Here is an 18,222-nt window from a genome sequence, read left to right as displayed (position 1 = left end):
ACCACTCTCGCAGATCGCTCGGGCTATTTGGCCCGTGAATGATAAAACGGCAGCTTCACCACGTGCGCCGGTTCCATTGCTCCGCGGATATCGACCGCCACTTCCGTTCCTACTTCTGCAAATTGCGGCTGGACATAGGCCATCGCAATCGATTTTTGCAACGTCGGTGAAAATGTACCACTCGTGACTTCGCCGATTTTCTCACCGCCGACGACAATCGGATAGTGCTCGCGGGGAATTCGCCGTCCGACCAGTTCCAGTCCCACGCGTCGTGGACGCCCCGGCTTTGCTTGAATGACCAGCAGCGCTTCGCGCCCCACAAAATCTCGCCCGGAGAAGTTTACCGCGCAGGCAAGATCGGCGGTCAGCGGATCAATGCACTCGTTCAGTTCGTGCCCGTACAAGGGCATAGCAGCTTCCAGCCGCAAGGTATCGCGGGCAGCGAGGCCCACCGCTCGAGCACCTTGATCTTTGCCAGTTTCCAGCACGCGGGTCCAAACGTCGACAGCCGCAGCAGCAGGAACAATCAGTTCGCAACCATCTTCACCGGTGTAACCCGTGCGACTGACAATGCCACGGTGACCGCAGATCGAAGTCTCAGCCCCGCTGTAATAGGCGAGGCCGCCCAAATCGGCACCAACGAGGGGTTCCAGCAATCGCAGAGCGGACGGCCCTTGGACCGCGATCATCGCGGTCTCGACGGTTTGATCAGTGAGTGTGGCTTCGTCGTCAGCTCGCATCTGACTGCGAAACCAGTTGACGATCTTCTCGCGATTGCTCGCGTTCACGACCAACTGGTGATAGAGCGCATCCTGAGGTTGGCGGAGATGATAGACCAGCACATCGTCGAGAATACCGCCGTCCTCTTTGCAAACGAGCGAATAACGAATCTTCCCGGGGCCAAGGCCGGTGACCTTGCGAGTCAGCAGGCGATCGAGAAGAGCAGCGCCGCCCGGTCCGTCGATCCGGAGTCGCCCCATGTGCGAGACATCAAACAGGCCCACCGCGGTGCGAGTGGCCTGATGTTCGTCGATGATCGATCCGTACTGCACGGGCATCGACCAGCCCGCAAAGTCGACCATCCGGCCGCCGTGCGCGGCATGCCAGGCGTGCAGAGGCGTTTGATTCAGCGCACCGCTCATCACATCTCCCGGAACATTTCCCGGATAGCCGCCAACGTGGCCGGGCAGGGCATTTAGGGAAGCGATTGGTTCAGGTTGTCAAGGATCGAACTGCAAGAGGTGCATTGTATCGCGGCGGTCGGGCGAAACTAGGGGCGGCGCTAGCTTGGCGGTTCGTGGGTGAGTGCAGAACTGCAGCGAAATTACCCCAAACCCATCGAATCCTTTGCCCTCATTTTTTGCGAGAAACCGAAAGCTGAAGTTCGATTGATTCTGGGCAAGGAATTTCGCTTCCGCCTCGCCAGAGCCGCGCTGCTGCGATATGCTGCGCGGGCGAATTCCTCTCTTGTGCGCTAGCGGTCTATTTCCGGTTTGCGAAAGGTCTGCATGTCTTCACGACCCGAGAGTGCCAATGAACCACTAAGTAGCGCCGAAACGCTGCCGCGAGTGCTGAATCGCTTCGATGCGATTACCGTCGTGGTCGGATCGATCATCGGCAGCGGAATCTTTCTCAAGGCCAGCACCGTTGCGACAGAACTGCAGTCCTTCGGCCCGATCATGCTGATCTGGATTGTCGTGGGCCTGGTCACACTTTGTGGCGCACTTGCCTTGGCTGAACTAGCCGCGATGCTGCCGCAGGCGGGAGGACCGTATGTCTATCTGCGCGAAGCTTATGGACGCTTGCCTGCCTTCTTATGGGGGTGGACCGAGTTCTGGATTATTCGCACCGGTTCGCTCGGCGCGCTGGCGTGCGCAACGGTTATTTACGGCAATGAATTGCTGGTCGCAGCCAAGAGCGCCGACTGGTTACCCGCGTTCTTCGCTGACCATATACCTCTCACCCACAATGCCCAAGGAATGGTCTCGCTGCTGCTGATCATCATTTGTTCGGTGATTAACGTGATCGGCACGCGCTGGGCAGCTTGGGTGCAGAACGTAACCTCGGTCATCAAGGTCGCGTTCATCCTGTTTCTGATCGTGGCTCCATTCGTCCTGCTCAAAGCGAAGACCGACAACCTGCAACCTATATGGCCCGCCGATTGGTCGCTGGCCTTTTTCCGCTCGATGGGCATTGCCATGATCGCCGTCTTCTGGCCCTACGATGGCTGGATCAACATTGGCCCGGTCGCCGAAGAAATCAAAGAACCTCAGCGAAATGTTCCCTTCGCGCTGGCTGCAGGGGTGTTGCTGGTAATTGCCGTTTATTTGGGGGCGAACGCCAGTTATCACCTCGTGCTTCCCATGCAGGATGTCGCTAACTCCACTGCGGTGGCAACCGACGTCACCCGGTCGCTGCTTGGCACTCACTGGCTGTGGCTCGCCGCGCTGGGGGTAACGTTCTCCACCTTCGGCGCGCTCAATTCCAATTTGCTCGCCGGCCCCCGAATCTATTTCGCGATGGCGCGCGACGGTCTGCTTCCCGCTGCCATCAGCCATGTTCATCCTCGTTTCAAAACACCGGCCAATGCCGTCATCGCCCAAATGGCCTGGTCGTTGGTGCTGGTGATCGGAGCGTATTGGTGGACTGCCCCCGATCCACCAGTGCCCGGACCGGAACCAGTCACCAGCCCCATGGTTGCTGCCGACGCACAACCCGTGGGCATGATCGCCCAATGGCTGCGGAAAGCATTTATTCCCAAGAGTGGACCGCGCGAGGCCTTCGATGCGCTGACAAATTTCGTCATCTTTGGCGGTTCGATCTTTTATGCGATGGCCGTCGGGGCCGTCTTCATTCTCCGTTGGACAAGGCCCGAGTTACCTCGTCCCTATCGCACCTGGGGCTACCCAATTACGCCGGCGTTTTATTTGCTCGTCTTCGCAGCGGCCCTGGTCAGCCTATTGCTCGATGCGTTGCCGCAAACGATTGCCGGCTCACTGCTGATCGTGGCCGGAGTCGTTGTTTATTTCATTGTGGTGGGCAGGGAATCGGCAATGAAGGGCGGAGATAAATGAGATGAAGAAGAAAGCTGTCCCGAAGTCGCCGCCGAAGAAATCATCTCCGAAAAAGCCGGCGGTAACGAAGGGAGTTGGAGCGAAGCGAACTGAATCCGCCGCAGCGATTGTGGAAGAACTGCGAAAGCTCGGCAGCCAGTCGACCAAAAACACGCTGATGAAGCATGGTGCGCGCGAGCCTTTCTTCGGCACGAAGATTCAGGACATGAAGCCGATCCAAAAACGGATTAAGAAGGACTATCAACTGGCCCTCGATCTGTATGCCACCGGCATTTCGGACGCCATGTACCTCGCCGGCCTGATTGCCGACGAAATGCAAATGACGAAAGCCGACTTGGAAACCTGGCTCAAGGGCGCCTACTGGTACATGCTGAGCGAGTACACCGTCCCTTGGGTAGCCGCCGAAGGGCCGCATGGCTGGGCACTAGCGCTGAAATGGATCGAGAGCAAGGATGAGAAAACCGCTGCCGCAGGCTGGACCACGCTCAGCAATCTGATTGCGGTGAAGCCTGACGACGAACTTGACTTCGCCGCATTCCTCAAGTTGCTGCAACGCGTGCAAAAGACGATTCATCAGCAGCCGAACCGCGTTCGCGCCGCCATGAATATGTTTGTGATCTCCTGTGGCGGCTACTCCCAGCCGCTCACAGAGAAAGCGCAGGCCATCGCGAAGGCAATCGGCATTGTGGAGGTCGACATGGGCGACACGTCGTGCAAGACACCCTTTGCCCCCGAATACATTGCGAAAATGCACGCCCGCGGCACGCTCGGAAAAAAGAAGAAGACGTGCCGGTGTTGATTTGGATTAATTGACCAACGAAAAAGGCCCACCGGGAACACCGACGGGCCTCGTTGATTCGCGCCTATACTTACGCCACCACTACTTCAGCGGCACTTTGGACGAGTGAGGCTGGTCTGCGGGCTTCTCTTCCGTGGCTGGCTTCGACTGGGCGAGTGCTTCGGAAAGATCGATTTGCCGAATCGGCGCGTCGGCAGCAACGAGCGTCTTCAGGTAGTCGACCGTCTCATCCACCACGTCGGCCTGCATCAGCACCAGTTCACCGGGGCGAACGTTGGCCAGGACTTGTTCGCAGGCAATCTTCCAGCCTGTGATTTCCTGAATCTCTTTCACTCGCTTGCCACGCTCCAAACCTTCTCGAAAGCGAGCAGTGATTTCGCCCGGCTTGCGGCCACGCAGGTAGTGATCTTCGTAAACCACCACGCGGTCGAAGTGTTCGCCAAGGATTTCGCCCTGTCGAACCAGGTCGATATCGCGTCGATCGCCAGCCGCCGAGTAAACGGCAAGCCGCTTCTCGTGCGGGAACTGCTGGATCACATCCATCAGCGCGAGGAGGGACGAAGGATTGTGGCCGTAGTCGACAATCATCGTCGCCCCATTGTAGGCAAACAGATTGAAGCGACCTGGCGACTTGCCGACGCTGGCGTGGAACGATTCGAGCCCAGCGCGGATTTGTTCCGCCGGTACTCCGAGAGCCCAGCAAGCAGCTGCCGAAGCCAACACGTTCTCGACTTGGAACGAAACTCGTCCGCCGTGCGTGAGCGGAATCCGCTCGAGCGAGAGTAGCGAGAATTCGGACAGCCCGTCAGCGAGGACGACGCTGTTGTCCCGCACAAAGACCACGCGGCCGTTGCCGTCGCGCCAGTTGCTCAGGACGGAATTCTTCTCGTCGAGCGCGAAGAAGACCACGCCGCCAGGGCATTTCTCCGCCATCGCAGCCACCAACGGATCAGCCGCATTGAGCACTGCATAGCCGGTCTTGGCAACGGCATCGACAATGACGCGCTTGACGCGAGCGAGCTTCTCCAGATCGTCGATATCCGACAACCCGAGGTGATCACCTTCGCCAATGTTGGTGACGACGGCCACATCGCACTGATCGTAGGCCAGACCTTCGCGGAGGATACCACCGCGAGCTGTTTCCAGCACCGCAGCTTCGACCGTGGGATTAATCAGGACAGCGCGAGCCGATTTTGGCCCGCTGCAGTCGCCCGTATCGAGACGGCGCGAACCGATGTAGATGCCATCGGTGCAAGTGAGGCCAACGGTGCGACCTGTCACACTCAAGATATGAGCAATGAGGCGAGTCGTCGTCGTTTTGCCATTCACACCGGTCACGGCGACGATCGGCACACGGCCGTTTTCGCCTGGCGGAAACATCAGTTCGACAATTTTCTCGCCGACCGGCTTGGGCTGGCCACTCGCAGGTTGCAAGTGCATCCGCAGGCCGGGGCCCGCGTTCACTTCGCAAACAATGCCACCTTGTTCGTTCAGTGGCTGGCGAATGTCCTGGCAAATGATATCGACACCGGCGATATCTAGACCAATGACGCGAGCTGCATCGACAGCTTGCTCGGCCACACTGGGGTGAACTTCGTCGGTCACATCAATGGCGCTGCCACCGGTGCTCAAGTTGGCATTGCGGCGGATGAGTACCACCTGGCCTACGGCGGGTACCGCATCGGGCGATAAACCCTGTTCACCCAGGACCGCGCGGGCAATGGTATCGAGCTTGATGATGCTCATCACCGTCGAGTGACCGTCGCTACGGCGAGGATCTTTGTTCACTTCGGCGACGAGTTGAGCTACGGTCGAGCGACCGTCGCCAGTCACTGTGGGTGGATCGCGGCGAGCAGCGGCGATCACCTTATTACCGACAATCAGCAAGCGGTGATCGGCGCCAGGAGCGTACTTCTCGACGATGATTTCTTTGCCTTCTTGCCGCGCGGCATCGAAAGCTGCCATCACCTGATCGCGAGTCGTCAGGTTCGTGGCGACACCGCGACCATGATTGCCGAACTGCGGCTTCACGACGACGGGAGCGTCGATTTCCTGGGCTGCTTCCCAGGCATCTTCCGCATCGGTCACCGGCCGCCCTTCCGGCACCGGCACGCCGACACTGGAAAGTAGTGAACGCGTCAGATCTTTGTCCTGGGCAATCGACTCGGCAATCGCGCCGGTCCGATCCGTTTCAGCCGCCAGAATGCGGCGTTGCTTATGCCCATGACCAAGCACCACCAGGCTGCCCGAGTTCAGACGGCGATAGGGAATGCCCCGGGCAGTCGCGGCATCCACGATAGCGGCCGTGCTAGGCCCCAAGCACGATTCGTAAGCCAGTTCCTTGAGTCGTTGCACTTCGGCAGCGACGTCAAAGGGCTTGTCGAGCACCGCAGCCATGCACAGTTCGCGACCTTTTTCCAAGCAAGCGCGAGCCAGCGTTTCTTCGGAAAACTCGATCGCAACCTTATAGACTCCCTCCTCGGAAGTCTCGCGAGCACGGCCGAAGCCCACCTCGGTGCCGGCCAGCGATTGCAGCTCGAGCGTGACGTGCTCGAGGATGTGCGCGAGGTACGTGCCGCGGCGGAGGCGTTCGAAGAAGCCGCCGCGCTCGCCGACACTGCAGCGATGCTCGATCATGGTGGGCAACCATGACATCAGCCGCTCGTTGAAACCGGGCATCATCTCCGAAGAAGTGTCTTTCCACTCCCCCAGATCGACCCAGGCTTCAAGCACCGGAAAATTAGCCCAGTAGTTAGGTCCACGCAGCGCGAGAACTTTACGGAATTGCATGGCTGTAATTCAAGCCTATCGAAAAAAGCGGGTGTAAGTTGAGGAGAGGTTGTACGGTCAGCATCGCGGAGCGTGCGTCGAGTGACGACTCGGCAGGTACACACGTGCGATGCGCTGAGGAGTTGTTTTGAACGATTACATGTGTTGGATCACTTCCGCGCGGTTGGGGCAGGGGACTAAGAGGAGAATTAGGCTTCCTGCCGTTGCAAATCTGATGCGCTCGTGATCAGAAATATGGTTGCTCAAGCGAAAAATGTCTTAAATAACGGATTGCCGCCGGCCATTGTCCGCTTGGCTGCGTGGGAGCTTCCATCTCCCGCCTGATAACATCAGGAGCGATTCCTCGTGATTGGCTACGCAGGCCAAAGCCCGCCTGTTCGTTGGTTGCCACCCGATTGTTGAGAATCAAGTGTCGGTCAACATTCCCAGCCGTCGCTGTCGGACAAACTGTCTGCGTACTGTGCAATCGTCGCGAATCGTACAACCGTACAGGCACAGCAAACTTCATCCTTTCAACCCCGAGAACTGGTCCTAAGCTATATCGACAGGACTGGCGCAGGGTTGAAGCCCGCTCGAATCTTTGCTGTAGGTTCGAGTGGTGCGTTGTGTTGACAGCCAATATGGCGCGGCGATGCATCAATAAAGTCGATTGATTTCGGCTGCGGCAACGGAAACTCAACCACGAAGGAGTTTCCGCAACTGCTTGTACCTATCAATCGCTCCGCATCGAAGAAGAAATCCTGATGCGCCGCAATGTGTGACTGACTCACCGCATGGCCTGGCAATTAGCCCAAACCACCGGCAAAGTCCCCCAAACACCCGCGACGCCCTTGGCGACGTCCCTCGCCATCCGCACCAGACTATTCTTCTTCCCCGGCTTAACGCCGGAATGGTGACGATTATTATGCTCGTTGGTAACGTTTCGGCTAGCTAGATCGGTGCAGGATTCCTAAGATTTAGCTAACTCAACCAACTCGCAAACAATCGCCGAATGATCTCTCTGAAGTAAGATATGGAAAATGAGTTACGTCTTGTTACTGCGTGACCAAAGATTTGTGCGAAGTTTGCTGTTTCCCGCCAGAGTGCTCCTTCTCGCCGGCCTGTGATCGAACCCATTTCTTCTGCGACTCCTCCGGCTGCCATTCCACCAGAATGGGGGCCCAAGGTGACTGCTGCGCTTTCGGCAGGGGAAAATCTGATTTGTTGGCTGGAAGTCGATCTTGCTGCTAACCTAAGCTACGGCAAGACTTTATTACTCTTCACCGACCGTCGGTTTCTGGCCATTCCTGCTGCGGCGGTAAGCGGCGAAAACAAGACCTGGGATCGCGACCAGCTTCAATCGATCCAATGCCGCGATCAATTTGGCCTGGGAACCATTGAACTACTCAGCGCTGCGGCCCGGTTAGGCACTTGGCGGTTCACGTCTCGCCATACCACCGCCGCCCATCGCTTTGCTCAGCGGGTTGCCGCAGCCCTGCGGAACGAAACGCTCGCCGACAAAGATACAGTCACCGTTTGTCCGTCCTGCGGTTCTACGCTGGGGCCCGAAGATGTGACTTGCGCCAACTGCGCGCCAATGGCTCAGTTGCCACCCTCGAAATCACTGCTGCGGCTGTTGCCCTTTGCCCAGCGGCGTGGCGGGATGCTTGCGATCGGCCTGGTTTTGACGATCGCCGCCACTGCCGCAACACTGATTCCGCCCTACCTGACGATGCCGCTGGTCGACGAAGTCCTGACGCCTCTCGCGGCCGGCCAAAAGGTCGAGCAGAGCCTGATCGTCTGGTATCTCTCAGGATTATTAGCTGCTGCACTCCTCGCCTGGCTCTTGGGCTGGGCCAAAACCTGGATCATCGCCCGCCTGAGTTCCCGCATATCTGCCGACCTGCGCAATGCGATGTACTCGCACCTGCAGAAGTTGTCGCTGGAGTTTTTCGGCGGCAAACGCACGGGCGACTTGATCTCTCGCGTGGGTAGCGACACTGATAAAATTTGCACGTTCCTCTCCATCTATCTGCTCGAATTTGCCAGCGACTTGTTGATGATCGTGGGCACTTCGCTCATCCTGTTCTCCCAAGATGTGAAGCTAGCGCTCGTCACGTTGGTGCCGTTTCCGATCATTGCCTGGCTGATTCAAAAAGTCCGCAAGCAGATGCGGCACGGGTTCAATCAAGAGAACCGCACCTGGTCGAACATGATCAGCGTGCTTTCCGACACGATCCCCGGCATTCGCGTGGTCAAGGCGTTTGCCCAGGAACAGCGTGAGGTCGAGCGTTTTCGCTCGGCCAACAACCATGTGCTGGAATCGAACGACCGAGTCAATCGCGTCTGGGCATTCTTCGGGCCAATGGTCAGCTTGCTAACCGATGCGGGTATTCTTGTGGTTTGGGCGTTCGGCGTTTATCAAATTGCCAATGGCCAACTGAAGACAGGCGTGCTAATCGGGTTTCTCGCCTACATCGGCCGGTTCTATACTCGGCTCGATGCGATGAGCCGAATGTTCTCGAACTCGCAACGAGCGGCTGCCGCTTCCCACCGCATCTTCGAGATTCTCGACCGCATCCCCAGCGTGGCCGAACCGATGAAGCCGGTCTCACCGGGACGTGTGGAGGGAAAAATCGAGATTCGAGACATTCGTTTCTCCTATGGCAGTCGCCAGGTAATTAACGACGTCCGCTTGTCGATTGCCCCGGGCGAAATGATCGGCCTGGTCGGCGCGAGTGGTGCCGGCAAGAGCACTCTCGTGAACCTTGTCTGCCGCTTTTATGACGTAGCATCGGGAGCGATCCTGGTCGACGGCATCGATATTCGTTCGTTTCCTGTCGAGGAATACCGCCGCAACATCGGCATTGTGCTGCAAGAGCCGTTTCTGTTCTTCGGGTCGATTGCCGAAAACATTGCCTATGCCAAGCCCGGTGCAACTCGCGGGCAGATCATCGCCGCCGCCAAAGCGGCCAAAGCGCACGACTTCATCCTTCGCCTGCCCGATGGTTACGATTCCATCGTCGGCGAACGTGGCCAGTCGCTCTCGGGGGGCGAACGTCAACGAATTTCGATTGCTCGCGCCTTGCTCACCGATCCGCGAATTTTAATCCTGGACGAAGCCACTTCTTCGGTGGATACCGAAACCGAACGAGAGATTCAGGAAGCGCTCGACGTCCTTACCCGTGGCCGCACGACAATCGCGATCGCCCACCGCATTAGCACCCTGCGCAACGCTAGCCGTATTGTCGTGATGGACCAGGGCCGCATCATGGAAGTAGGCGGTCACACGGAACTGCTCGATCGCAACGGCGCTTACGCCAAGTTGCATCAGGCTCAGTACGAATTGGCTCAGGGAGGCGTCTCGCCATGAAAAACGAGCATCACGACGGAGATTTATTCAGCTTGGGACGCGACTCGTTCGGTCAATTGATCATGATCGATGCCGACGGAGTGCGGCACGTCGGCGTAATTCCTCTCCGGTTATTCCCATTCTCGGATCGCGATCATTGGATTTCGCTCGTCGGTCCCGGCAACGTCGAAGTACTTCTGATCGAAGACTTGACGAAACTACCCACTCACTTGCGCGAGGTCTTGGAGAGTGAATTGGCAGACCGTGAGTTCCTGCCAGTCATCGAGCAGTTGACTCATTGCAGCAGCGACACCGAACCCAGCGAGTGGCATGTACAGACCGACCGCGGGCCAACCCGCTTCGTGCTCAAGAGCGAAGACGATATCCGCAGCCTTGGACCCGGCAAACTGCTGATCGTCGATGCCATCGGCATGCGGTACCTTGTGCCTGATTTTCGCAAGCTCGATAGCTATAGCCGCCGGGTGATGGAAGAATACGCATAAGGGCCGTCTTTGGCTCCATGTCTTTTGCTGCGGAAGCCCGACCTATGCCTTCGCAATTTCCCGGGATGAACCCCTACTTAGAACAGCCTGCCGCCTGGCAAGACTTTCACGGGGCGTTCATCACGGCAATTCGCGCCGCGCTCAATGCTGTGATCACACCGAAGTACTACGCAAATATCGAAGAGCACCTTTACATACATGATTTCGAAGAACAAACTCCTCGCTCTTTTGCGCGAGCCGATGTAGCCGTAACAGAACGACCACCTGCGCGCGTGGTAGAGAATGTGGCGATCGCCACTTTGTCGCACGCGGAGTCTGCGGCACCGAAGCATGTTTGGCAGACGCACTACAGCGAAGAGCGGGTATCCTTTATCGAGATCCACGACCGAGAATCTCACAACGTCGTCACCGTCATCGAGTTGCTAAGCCCGGCCAATAAGTCATTGGGGAAAGATCGCGACTTGTTCATCGCCCGCCGACATGAAGTGTTGAAGAGCGATGCCAACTACGTGGAAATTGACTTGCGACGCAGCGGGCCGCAACTTCCTTGGAAGGGGCTAGAGCACTGCGATTACTATCTTCTCGTTAGCCGTGTCGACGAGCGACCGCAGGCTGACATTTGGCCCTTCAGCGTGCGAGATCCCTTCCCGCCACTGCAAGTGCCGCTTGGTCCTGGGGATCCCGATGTGCGTATCGATCTAAAGAAACTGCTGGACACCGAATACGATAAGGTCCGGTACGATCTGATCATCTACGAGCACGAGCCTGAGCTTCCTCTGACTGGCGCAGACTTGGCATGGTCGCGAGCAATCGCTCGCAACCAGAATGCTCCCTAGTGCACAACAAATTCCAAGTCGTTACCGGCAACGCCGTCGTCCGCAGCAGCTTTGGTAGTTGACTGCGGGGGCAATCACATCACCCTGGTCGGGCACAATCCAGATGTTGCGGAAGGTCACGGGGTTGCCGTGATCTTGCAGGTTGATCGGGAAGATTTCGGGTGCTTCAGCCTTGCCGCCGCCAGTCTTGGCGGGAATCTCGCGATGCCAGTGAATCGGCACGCCGTTCTGCAGCACGGTAATGCGGGCATTTTGAGTCTTCTTCTTACTGTCTTCCGACGACCAGCGAGCCTGCGAGAAGTAGATGTCGTAGGTCTGCCAGGTCAGCGGCGGCAGGCACATGTTGATGTCGGGCCGCTTTTGCTTATAGAGGCCGCCGCATTCGTTTTCGACTCCTTCGAGGCCGAATGAATCGAGAATTTGCACTTCATACCGTTGCTGAATGTAGACGCCGCTGTTGCCGCGGGCTTGTCCCTTGGCATAGGGCATGAACGGCGAGCGGAACTCCAGGTGCAGGCGGAAATCGCCGACCGGCATCTTCGTCAGCGTGCCGGCGAGCAGCAGATTGTCTTTCGTCAGCTTGGCTCCCTTGAGTTCTTCGGTCGGCTGACCATTGAACAGGACCACGGCACCCGCGGGGGGCAGCAAGCCCATCGTCGGGCTGATGCGGCGAGTCTTTTGCAAGTTGCCTGCGATATTGCCATAGATGTCGAACACGGTTGCATCCGCAGCCGTGACGGCGATCTTCAGATTTTCATTTTCGACCCACAGGATATTCTGTTCGTTGGTCTGGCCACTGAGCTTCAGCTTATTCGTGCGATCCCAACCCGCACCCGGCAATCCGCCACGATAGAGGACCGCGTCGAACTTGCCGTCTCCATTGGCGATGACTTGCAAACCAGTGTTCACATAGCCCCAACCGGGAGCGCGGGCAGCGCCGACGAGTTCGCCCTGCAAGGCATAGTCGAGACCAGCTTCGGTTGCGTCGAGAAAGGTCTTCTTGTTCTTGTCCTTCGGTGGATCAGCGGCTTGCACTGCTGTGCCCGCCAAGACCAGCATCCAAGCCAACACTAGTGCCGCGACGATTCGCTCTGCTGCCATCCGCCTCATAACGCTTACTCCCCAATTCACAGTTGCCATGCAAGTTGATTGTTCGGCCCGTTGCTTCCCAAAAACACTGCCTAAAAAATACTGGCGATCCATCCGCAGCCAAGCTTTGCAAATGTAGTTTGCAGCCCGGCAGGTAAGCCCCAATTCGTCTTGAACTGGGGAGCGCGCCGATCCATTCAGGCGTCGTTAATAGCATAATCGCTACGATCAGCTCAGAAGTTCGGCTCGTAATTTAGCGAGAACCGAGACCACCGGCTTCAGTTTGCCCCCCATATCAACCAGCCCTCCCAGCGGATAATCGTGGGGCACGTCATCGCGCACCTGATTCCAGAACAGCGCTTGCACCGGCTGCTTAGCCAGCAGCAAAGTGCCAAGGCGATTCATTACCGCCGCCTGTTCTGTGGGCGTGAAGGGGGAATAGGGTTGGCAGTAATGCGGCTTTTCGTGATGCCGCGCAAGTGGATCGGAAGTGTCCTGGCTGGGCATGGTGAGTTGCAAAACCAGAGGCACACCAAGTTGACTCCAGCGGTCGACTAGCCGGCTAATCTCCAGTGGATCGCGCATCACGCTGCCGCCAGGCCAGTAGCCCAGGTTCAATTCCAGTCCAATGCCCGCGAGCCCAAGTCCACCGCGCACCAGCGTATCTGCAAAGTGAAGGGGCGTCAGTTCTTGATCTTCGGCCGCGATGTACTCAGCCCAAGGCCGATCGAAGCTGACGATCATTGGCGTCTTGCCATCCAGCGTGCGCACGCGGTCGACAGCTTCGACAGTCAACTTCAGCCGCTGTTCTTCGTCGAGTTCAATTCCCGTGGGCAAGTTCATGCGCGCGGCAACATGCCACAAGTGAACCTTCCCCTTGTACCGCTGCACGACTCGTTCGACATGTTGCAGCACATAGTCCAGGATTTCATCAAAGTCGTCGGCCATTAAGAACAGCCAGTCGGGCAAACTGGGGCGATCGAGTTGCACGAGCGGGCCCAGGCAAATTCGCTGGCCCCGTTCGCGGGCCCAGTGCATAGCGGCATCGGTGGCTTGCCACGAGTACTCGCCGGCTTCCGGCTCAACAATGTTCCAGCGCGGGGAAATCAGCGACGTGTTGCTGGCCGCTGCCAAATCATCGGCAATCTCTTTCGCCGGAGCATTCTCGAGCCGAGCGCCCAAGAGGGTCGGCAACACGGCATGCTGTCCGCGGCGAATTTCCAGCACCTGCTGCGTATAGGCTTGAGCCAAATGGTCGGCCGCATCGAGCCCGTGAACCAAACTCTCGTCCGCCAGCTTTGCCACCGTTTCATCCGACGAGCGATCAGTGAGGGCCGCGACCAATTTCTGAGTCGCCAGTTTGGCAGAGCTTAGATACGACTCCGGCAGATGCATGCCCGCTTGCTGCCAGGCCGCCGATTGATTGCGCAGCCGCGTGATCGTGCCGCGGGCCAATTCAATCGGTAACAAGTAAGGTCTTTGCCGCTCCATCAGGCTGCCTGTGCAGAGCATTTGCACGCCCCGCTTCGGCACGTGCCACGCACAATAGATCCAACCCGATTCGCGTTGGTCGCGCTCAATCGTGAGGAGTTGACCATCGAGCCGAGCTCGGCCTTCCCAGGGAATGCCATCGGCTCCGGCGACGTATGCCAATTCACGGCCATGCGCTGCGAGCCGCTCGGGAGCGGGAACGGTAAATCGCAACTGACCCATTGGCGAACGATGCTTCCCCAGCACAGTAAGGCAGAAAACAAAAGCAGGCCGGGAGCAGACCGATTGCCCATTTCCCACGCCCGTGGCGAGTCTAACTTAACAGGTGCTGCGGAGCAACCGAAGTGACCAATCTGGCCACTGTTTGCGGCTCATCCGATAGCCCTCGTTGACAGTCGTTGGCAATTGGCGAAGCTTAGGTTCCGTAGCTTCTCCCTATTTCACTTCAGCGGCCTTGGACTCCATGACAATGGCTCCTGTCCTGCAAACCGAAATCCCTGGCCTGGCGGTTCGCCGCGGCAAAGTGCGCGATGTCTTCGACCTGGGCGAACAACTGTTACTAGTCGCTTCCGACCGCATCAGCGCGTTCGACTGGGTAATGCCCAACGGCATTCCCGACAAAGGGCGAATTCTCACGCAATTGAGCGCCTTCTGGTTCGATTTGCTCCAAGTGCCGCATCACCTGCTCTCCCTGGATGTCGACAGCATTTCGCTCCCCGCCACCGTCGATCGCGGACCGCTGCGTGGCCGTTCCATGATTTGCCGTAAAGCGAACATCGTGCCGATCGAATGCGTCGTGCGCGGCTACCTGGAAGGTTCGGGGTGGAAAGAATATCGTCAAAATCAGGCTGTCTGTGGCGTAGAACTGCCAGCTGGGCTGCAGCAGTGCGACCGCTTGCCGGAAGCCATCTTCACACCGGCAACGAAAGAGGAAAGCGGCCATGACATCAACATTACGTTTTCGCAGATGGTCGACCTGATTGGCCAAGAGACTGCCGACCAACTGAAATTGTTGAGCCTGGGCGTTTATGAACGAGCAGCCAAACATGCACTCACACGCGGCGTAATCATTGCCGATACCAAACTCGAGTGGGGCTGGCACGACGGCAAGTTGATTTTGTGCGACGAGGTCCTCACGCCCGATAGCAGCCGCTTCTGGCCAGCTGATCGCTATCAATCGGGTCGGGCTCAGCCATCGTACGATAAGCAGTTCGTGCGCGAATGGTTGGAGCAAAGTGGTTGGGACAAGAACAGCCCGCCACCCGTATTGCCTGACGATGTCGCCCAGCAAACGCGGGCGAAGTATCTGGAAGCGCTTGAGCGACTGACGGGTAAGTCACTCTAAGCCAAAAGGGCCGCCGTCTGGTTTTGCTCAATCCACGTCAGGATGCGCTGCACCAGCACTTCGCGATCGATGGGCTTTTGCAGGTAATCGTCGCATCCAGACGCCAGGCACTTCTGCCGATCGCCACTCATGGCATGCGCGGTGAGGGCGATAATTGGATGAGGATAACCTAGTTGACGCAGCTTGGTGGCAGCCGCATACCCATCGAGCACCGGCATTTGCATGTCCATCAAGATCACGTCGAACGGTTCGCGGCGATCGCTGGCCGCCAATGCGGTTTGCACACCAATCTCGCCGTTCTCGGCCAGCACCACGCTCGCGCCTGCTTTCTTCAGCACGTACGAAATCAACCGTTGATTGTCGGGGCCATCTTCCACGAGCAAGACGCGGCAACCCTCTGGCAGTTTCGGCATTCCTTTGGCAACAACGGGCTTCGCCGCTTCACTCACCACGCTGGCCGAAGACTTGACGACTGCGGACATATCGACATCGCCGACGTCCAGCGTCAAGCAGAAGCGACTTCCGCGGCCCGGCTGACTTTCGACCGTGATATCTCCTGCCAGCATCTGGGCCAATCGGCGGCTGATCGACAGCCCAAGACCAGTCCCCCCGAACTTGCGCGTCGTGGAAGTATCGGCCTGCGTAAACGGACTAAATAACCTGGTCGCCGCTTCGGCTGAGATGCCGATCCCGGTATCGGACACTTCAAATTGCAACTTCGGGCAAGTTTGCGGCAGCATTCGTACGACGATACTTACCGTACCGGTTTCCGTGAATTTGATGGCGTTACTCACCAGGTTGACGAGAATCTGGCGAATGCGAGTGGGGTCCGATTCAATCTTCTCCGGTACCGCGCCAACAAACCGGGCCGTCAACTGCAGGCCTTTTCCTTCGGCCCGCACGCGAAACAGCGAAACGATATCGGCCAGCAGCGTTTCGACCGAGAAGGTAATGCGCTCGATTTCGAGCTTGCCGGCTTCGATCTTCGACAGATCGAGAATTTCGTTCACTAGGCCCAGCAGAAAATCTCCATTGCGGCGGATTGTCTGCAGCGAATTACGATGATTTTGCAAATGCTCGTTCGTTTCGGACTCGCCCAACAGCAGATCGCAATAGCCCAAGATGGCCGTCATCGGAGTGCGGATTTCATGGCTCATGTTGGCCAGAAACTCGCTTTTCGCCATCGTGGCCGATTCAGCCCGCTGGCGCGCTTCGCCCAGTTCTTCGTTGCGCAGTTGCAGCTGGATCGATTGCTCTTCGAGCCTTGCCCCAGCAACGGCAACTGTTTCGAATGACCGCCGCAAAACTCGCCGCTGTCGCGCATCTTGCAAGATCTGATTCTGCCGAATGCAGGCCCACGTTCCGCAAACACCCACGTGTGCCAGGGCAATGCCAAAGTGGAAAAACAGCTTCGTAAAGCTGACATAAGTCTCGGGAAAGAAGAACATATTCACGCCGGAGTTTGTCAGCACAGCAAACAAAATGTGCTGACCGATGATGAGCAGCGCACCCGGCCACATTGCTTTCCAGTCGCAATAGGCAATCATCACCGTGAAGGCGGTGAAGAAAAAGAAGTGCATCTCGGGCATGCCGTGCATTTGATAAATGTGCAGGGCCACAAAGACCTGCAGCGCGACGCCTGCCATGCAGCGTGTGAAGAACGACTGCGGGGATAGCTTCGCGCTGAGGACGTACATCGCCAGCCCGGCGGTCGACACCGTCAAGGTGACGAGCCACGTTTGATAAACGCAGCCCAACGCCAACGCAATTACCAGGTGCAACAGCAGGAACTGCGTAATCAGGCGATGCCCTAGCGCGCGGTGTTCGCTCAACGCGCGCTCGGCTTCGTCGCGACTCAACGTGATCGGCTGATCACTTTGGTGCAATTCATCCGCGAGTGTGAGCGGGTGCGATTCGCTCGCTTGATTGGCGCTGAACGTCATGGCGCAGGTTTCTCCTGCACCACGTGCGCGGCATTGGGAAGCGGGCAGCCTTGGGCCACCATGGCGATCGGCTCGAAGCGGGGTAGCGGTTCGTCTGCCAGGCAGGCCTTTAAGGCCCGGACGACAAACTGGCTATCGGGCGCAATGCAGTAGCGACTGAGGTTGTAGTTTCCGCGGTAGAACAACGTACCTTGAGCATCGAGGACGACCGCTTGAGGAGTCGAGTAAACTCCCAGACGCTGCGCGAGATTTCCCTGCCGGTCGACCAGGGCAGGGCAGGGGAGTTTTAACTGCTTAAACTCTGAAAGCGCTGTTGTGTCTTGTTTTGTTTGTAAAACGGCAACCACCTTCACCCGGGGGCCGAATTCATGGATCAATTCTCGCACGTGCGTCAAATTGAAACGCGAACAAGGACAACTCGGATTGAAAAAGTGCAAGAGCGTGGGCCGCGGGTCAATATCATCAACCCTAAGGTGGTTCAACTCAGGCAGTTCTACAACTTCGCCGAGCGCAGGTTGCACGAGTTCCAGGGGGCGGGGCGTCGGGAGCGAATACTGGGCATCTTGATACCAAAACGTAGCGCCCACCAGCACAGCCAGTGCTGCTTCGCCGCCGAGAAGTAGGCCCCAGGTCATTACGCGATTCATCGCACACTCATTAACCGTGAAATTCAAATCTTTCACGGCATAACCGTAGCGCGGCCATTGCGCAGCCCCGGATTTCTCCGCGCGCATCGGCCTGCCTTAGTTCTGCCCCGTGCAACCCTAGTTCACCGCGGGCTGCAATTATCAACGCCGAGGGAGAGAGAAGCCCGCCATCCGGCGACCACTTTGCCGAGCAAACATTACAACCGGCACTTTCGCGCTGGTTATTCGGCGTTCGATCAGCCTAACCGGTCGTTATACTCAGCATTGGCGGGTGAACCGCGAACTAAACTGCCGGCGATCGTTCCGCTCCTTTCACCGCACCGTTGCCTGCTTTCTGGGCAAGTGCGAGTTGGGAGAGTACTCGCCAGACACGA

General features: G+C 57.8%; 12 protein-coding genes. 6 read left to right on the top strand and 6 right to left on the bottom strand.

The window, feature by feature from the left end; genetic code table 11:
* Positions 1 to 23: 23 nt before the first annotated feature.
* Positions 24 to 1,142, bottom strand: coding sequence for a glycine cleavage system aminomethyltransferase GcvT (gcvT, locus tag ETAA8_RS14090; RefSeq protein WP_145089143.1), 1,119 nt, complete (start codon positions 1,140 to 1,142; stop codon positions 24 to 26).
* A gap of 366 nt (positions 1,143 to 1,508) precedes the next feature.
* Between gcvT and ETAA8_RS14085 the strand changes: the two genes are divergently transcribed.
* A complete protein-coding gene (locus ETAA8_RS14085) occupies positions 1,509 to 3,074 on the top strand; it encodes an APC family permease (protein ID WP_145089140.1) in 1,566 nt (521 codons plus the stop codon).
* 1 nt (position 3,075) lies between these two features.
* Positions 3,076 to 3,873, top strand: a complete 798-nt coding sequence (locus ETAA8_RS14080; protein ID WP_145089137.1) for a DNA alkylation repair protein — start codon at positions 3,076 to 3,078, stop codon at positions 3,871 to 3,873.
* An 81-nt stretch (positions 3,874 to 3,954) separates the two neighbouring features.
* On the opposite strand, the gene cphA is transcribed toward ETAA8_RS14080, so the two are convergent.
* On the bottom strand, positions 3,955 to 6,663 hold the full coding sequence (gene cphA / locus ETAA8_RS14075) for a cyanophycin synthetase (protein ID WP_145089134.1): 2,709 nt from the start codon (positions 6,661 to 6,663) through the stop codon (positions 3,955 to 3,957).
* 1,102 nt (positions 6,664 to 7,765) lie between these two features.
* Here cphA and ETAA8_RS14070 point away from each other — a divergent pair.
* From ETAA8_RS14070 to ETAA8_RS14060, 3 genes are read left to right on the top strand one after another with little or no spacing between them, the layout of a single operon-like run.
* Positions 7,766 to 10,015, top strand: a complete 2,250-nt coding sequence (locus ETAA8_RS14070; protein WP_145089131.1) for a cyanophycin metabolism-associated ABC transporter — start codon at positions 7,766 to 7,768, stop codon at positions 10,013 to 10,015.
* Positions 10,012 to 10,497, top strand: a complete 486-nt coding sequence (locus ETAA8_RS14065) for a cyanophycin metabolism-associated DUF1854 family protein (RefSeq protein ID WP_145089128.1) — start codon at positions 10,012 to 10,014, stop codon at positions 10,495 to 10,497. The genes ETAA8_RS14070 and ETAA8_RS14065 overlap by 4 nt, the downstream gene beginning before the upstream one ends.
* 44 nt (positions 10,498 to 10,541) lie before the next feature.
* A complete protein-coding gene (locus ETAA8_RS14060) occupies positions 10,542 to 11,333 on the top strand; it encodes a DUF4058 family protein (RefSeq protein ID WP_202921827.1) in 792 nt (263 codons plus the stop codon).
* Positions 11,334 to 11,354: 21 nt separating this feature from the next.
* Here the strand turns inward: ETAA8_RS14060 and ETAA8_RS14055 are convergent, their stop codons facing one another.
* A complete protein-coding gene (locus tag ETAA8_RS14055; protein ID WP_238397760.1) occupies positions 11,355 to 12,443 on the bottom strand; it encodes a 3-keto-disaccharide hydrolase in 1,089 nt (362 codons plus the stop codon).
* 207 nt (positions 12,444 to 12,650) lie between these two features.
* Positions 12,651 to 14,135, bottom strand: a complete 1,485-nt coding sequence (locus tag ETAA8_RS14050) for an endo-1,4-beta-xylanase (RefSeq protein WP_145089121.1) — start codon at positions 14,133 to 14,135, stop codon at positions 12,651 to 12,653.
* Positions 14,136 to 14,376: 241 nt separating this feature from the next.
* Between ETAA8_RS14050 and ETAA8_RS14045 the strand changes: the two genes are divergently transcribed.
* Positions 14,377 to 15,258 carry a phosphoribosylaminoimidazolesuccinocarboxamide synthase gene (locus tag ETAA8_RS14045; RefSeq protein ID WP_238397759.1) on the top strand — a complete coding sequence of 294 codons (882 nt, stop codon included), beginning with the start codon at positions 14,377 to 14,379 and terminating at the stop codon, positions 15,256 to 15,258.
* Here ETAA8_RS14045 and ETAA8_RS14040 read toward each other — a convergent pair.
* Positions 15,255 to 17,201 (bottom strand): ATP-binding protein, encoded by a 1,947-nt coding sequence (locus ETAA8_RS14040; RefSeq protein WP_145089118.1) that lies wholly within the window; start codon positions 17,199 to 17,201, stop codon positions 15,255 to 15,257. The two genes, ETAA8_RS14045 and ETAA8_RS14040, sit on opposite strands and share 4 nt — an antisense overlap.
* Positions 17,198 to 17,848, bottom strand: a complete 651-nt coding sequence (locus ETAA8_RS14035) for a TlpA family protein disulfide reductase (protein ID WP_202921826.1) — start codon at positions 17,846 to 17,848, stop codon at positions 17,198 to 17,200. Before ETAA8_RS14035 ends, ETAA8_RS14040 begins: the two co-directional genes overlap by 4 nt.
* Positions 17,849 to 18,222 lie beyond the last annotated feature (374 nt).

This window comes from Anatilimnocola aggregata (genome assembly GCF_007747655.1).
Lineage (GTDB): Bacteria > Planctomycetota > Planctomycetia > Pirellulales > Pirellulaceae > Anatilimnocola > Anatilimnocola aggregata.
This window is presented reverse-complemented; position numbering and strand designations above follow the sequence as displayed.

Bases quoted from the DNA above. Each gene is read 5' to 3' on its own strand.
- gcvT (WP_145089143.1), bottom strand. From the start codon at position 1,142: ATGAGCGGTGCGCTGAATCAAACGCCTCTGCACGCCTGGCATGCCGCG.
- ETAA8_RS14085 (WP_145089140.1), top strand. From the start codon at position 1,509: ATGTCTTCACGACCCGAGAGTGCCAATGAACCACTAAGTAGCGCCGAA.
- ETAA8_RS14080 (WP_145089137.1), top strand. From the start codon at position 3,076: ATGAAGAAGAAAGCTGTCCCGAAGTCGCCGCCGAAGAAATCATCTCCG.
- cphA (WP_145089134.1), bottom strand. From the start codon at position 6,663: ATGCAATTCCGTAAAGTTCTCGCGCTGCGTGGACCTAACTACTGGGCT.
- ETAA8_RS14065 (WP_145089128.1), top strand. From the start codon at position 10,012: ATGAAAAACGAGCATCACGACGGAGATTTATTCAGCTTGGGACGCGAC.
- ETAA8_RS14060 (WP_202921827.1), top strand. From the start codon at position 10,542: ATGCCTTCGCAATTTCCCGGGATGAACCCCTACTTAGAACAGCCTGCC.
- ETAA8_RS14055 (WP_238397760.1), bottom strand. From the start codon at position 12,443: ATGAGGCGGATGGCAGCAGAGCGAATCGTCGCGGCACTAGTGTTGGCT.
- ETAA8_RS14050 (WP_145089121.1), bottom strand. From the start codon at position 14,135: ATGGGTCAGTTGCGATTTACCGTTCCCGCTCCCGAGCGGCTCGCAGCG.
- ETAA8_RS14045 (WP_238397759.1), top strand. From the start codon at position 14,377: ATGACAATGGCTCCTGTCCTGCAAACCGAAATCCCTGGCCTGGCGGTT.
- ETAA8_RS14040 (WP_145089118.1), bottom strand. From the start codon at position 17,201: ATGACGTTCAGCGCCAATCAAGCGAGCGAATCGCACCCGCTCACACTC.
- ETAA8_RS14035 (WP_202921826.1), bottom strand. From the start codon at position 17,848: ATGAATCGCGTAATGACCTGGGGCCTACTTCTCGGCGGCGAAGCAGCA.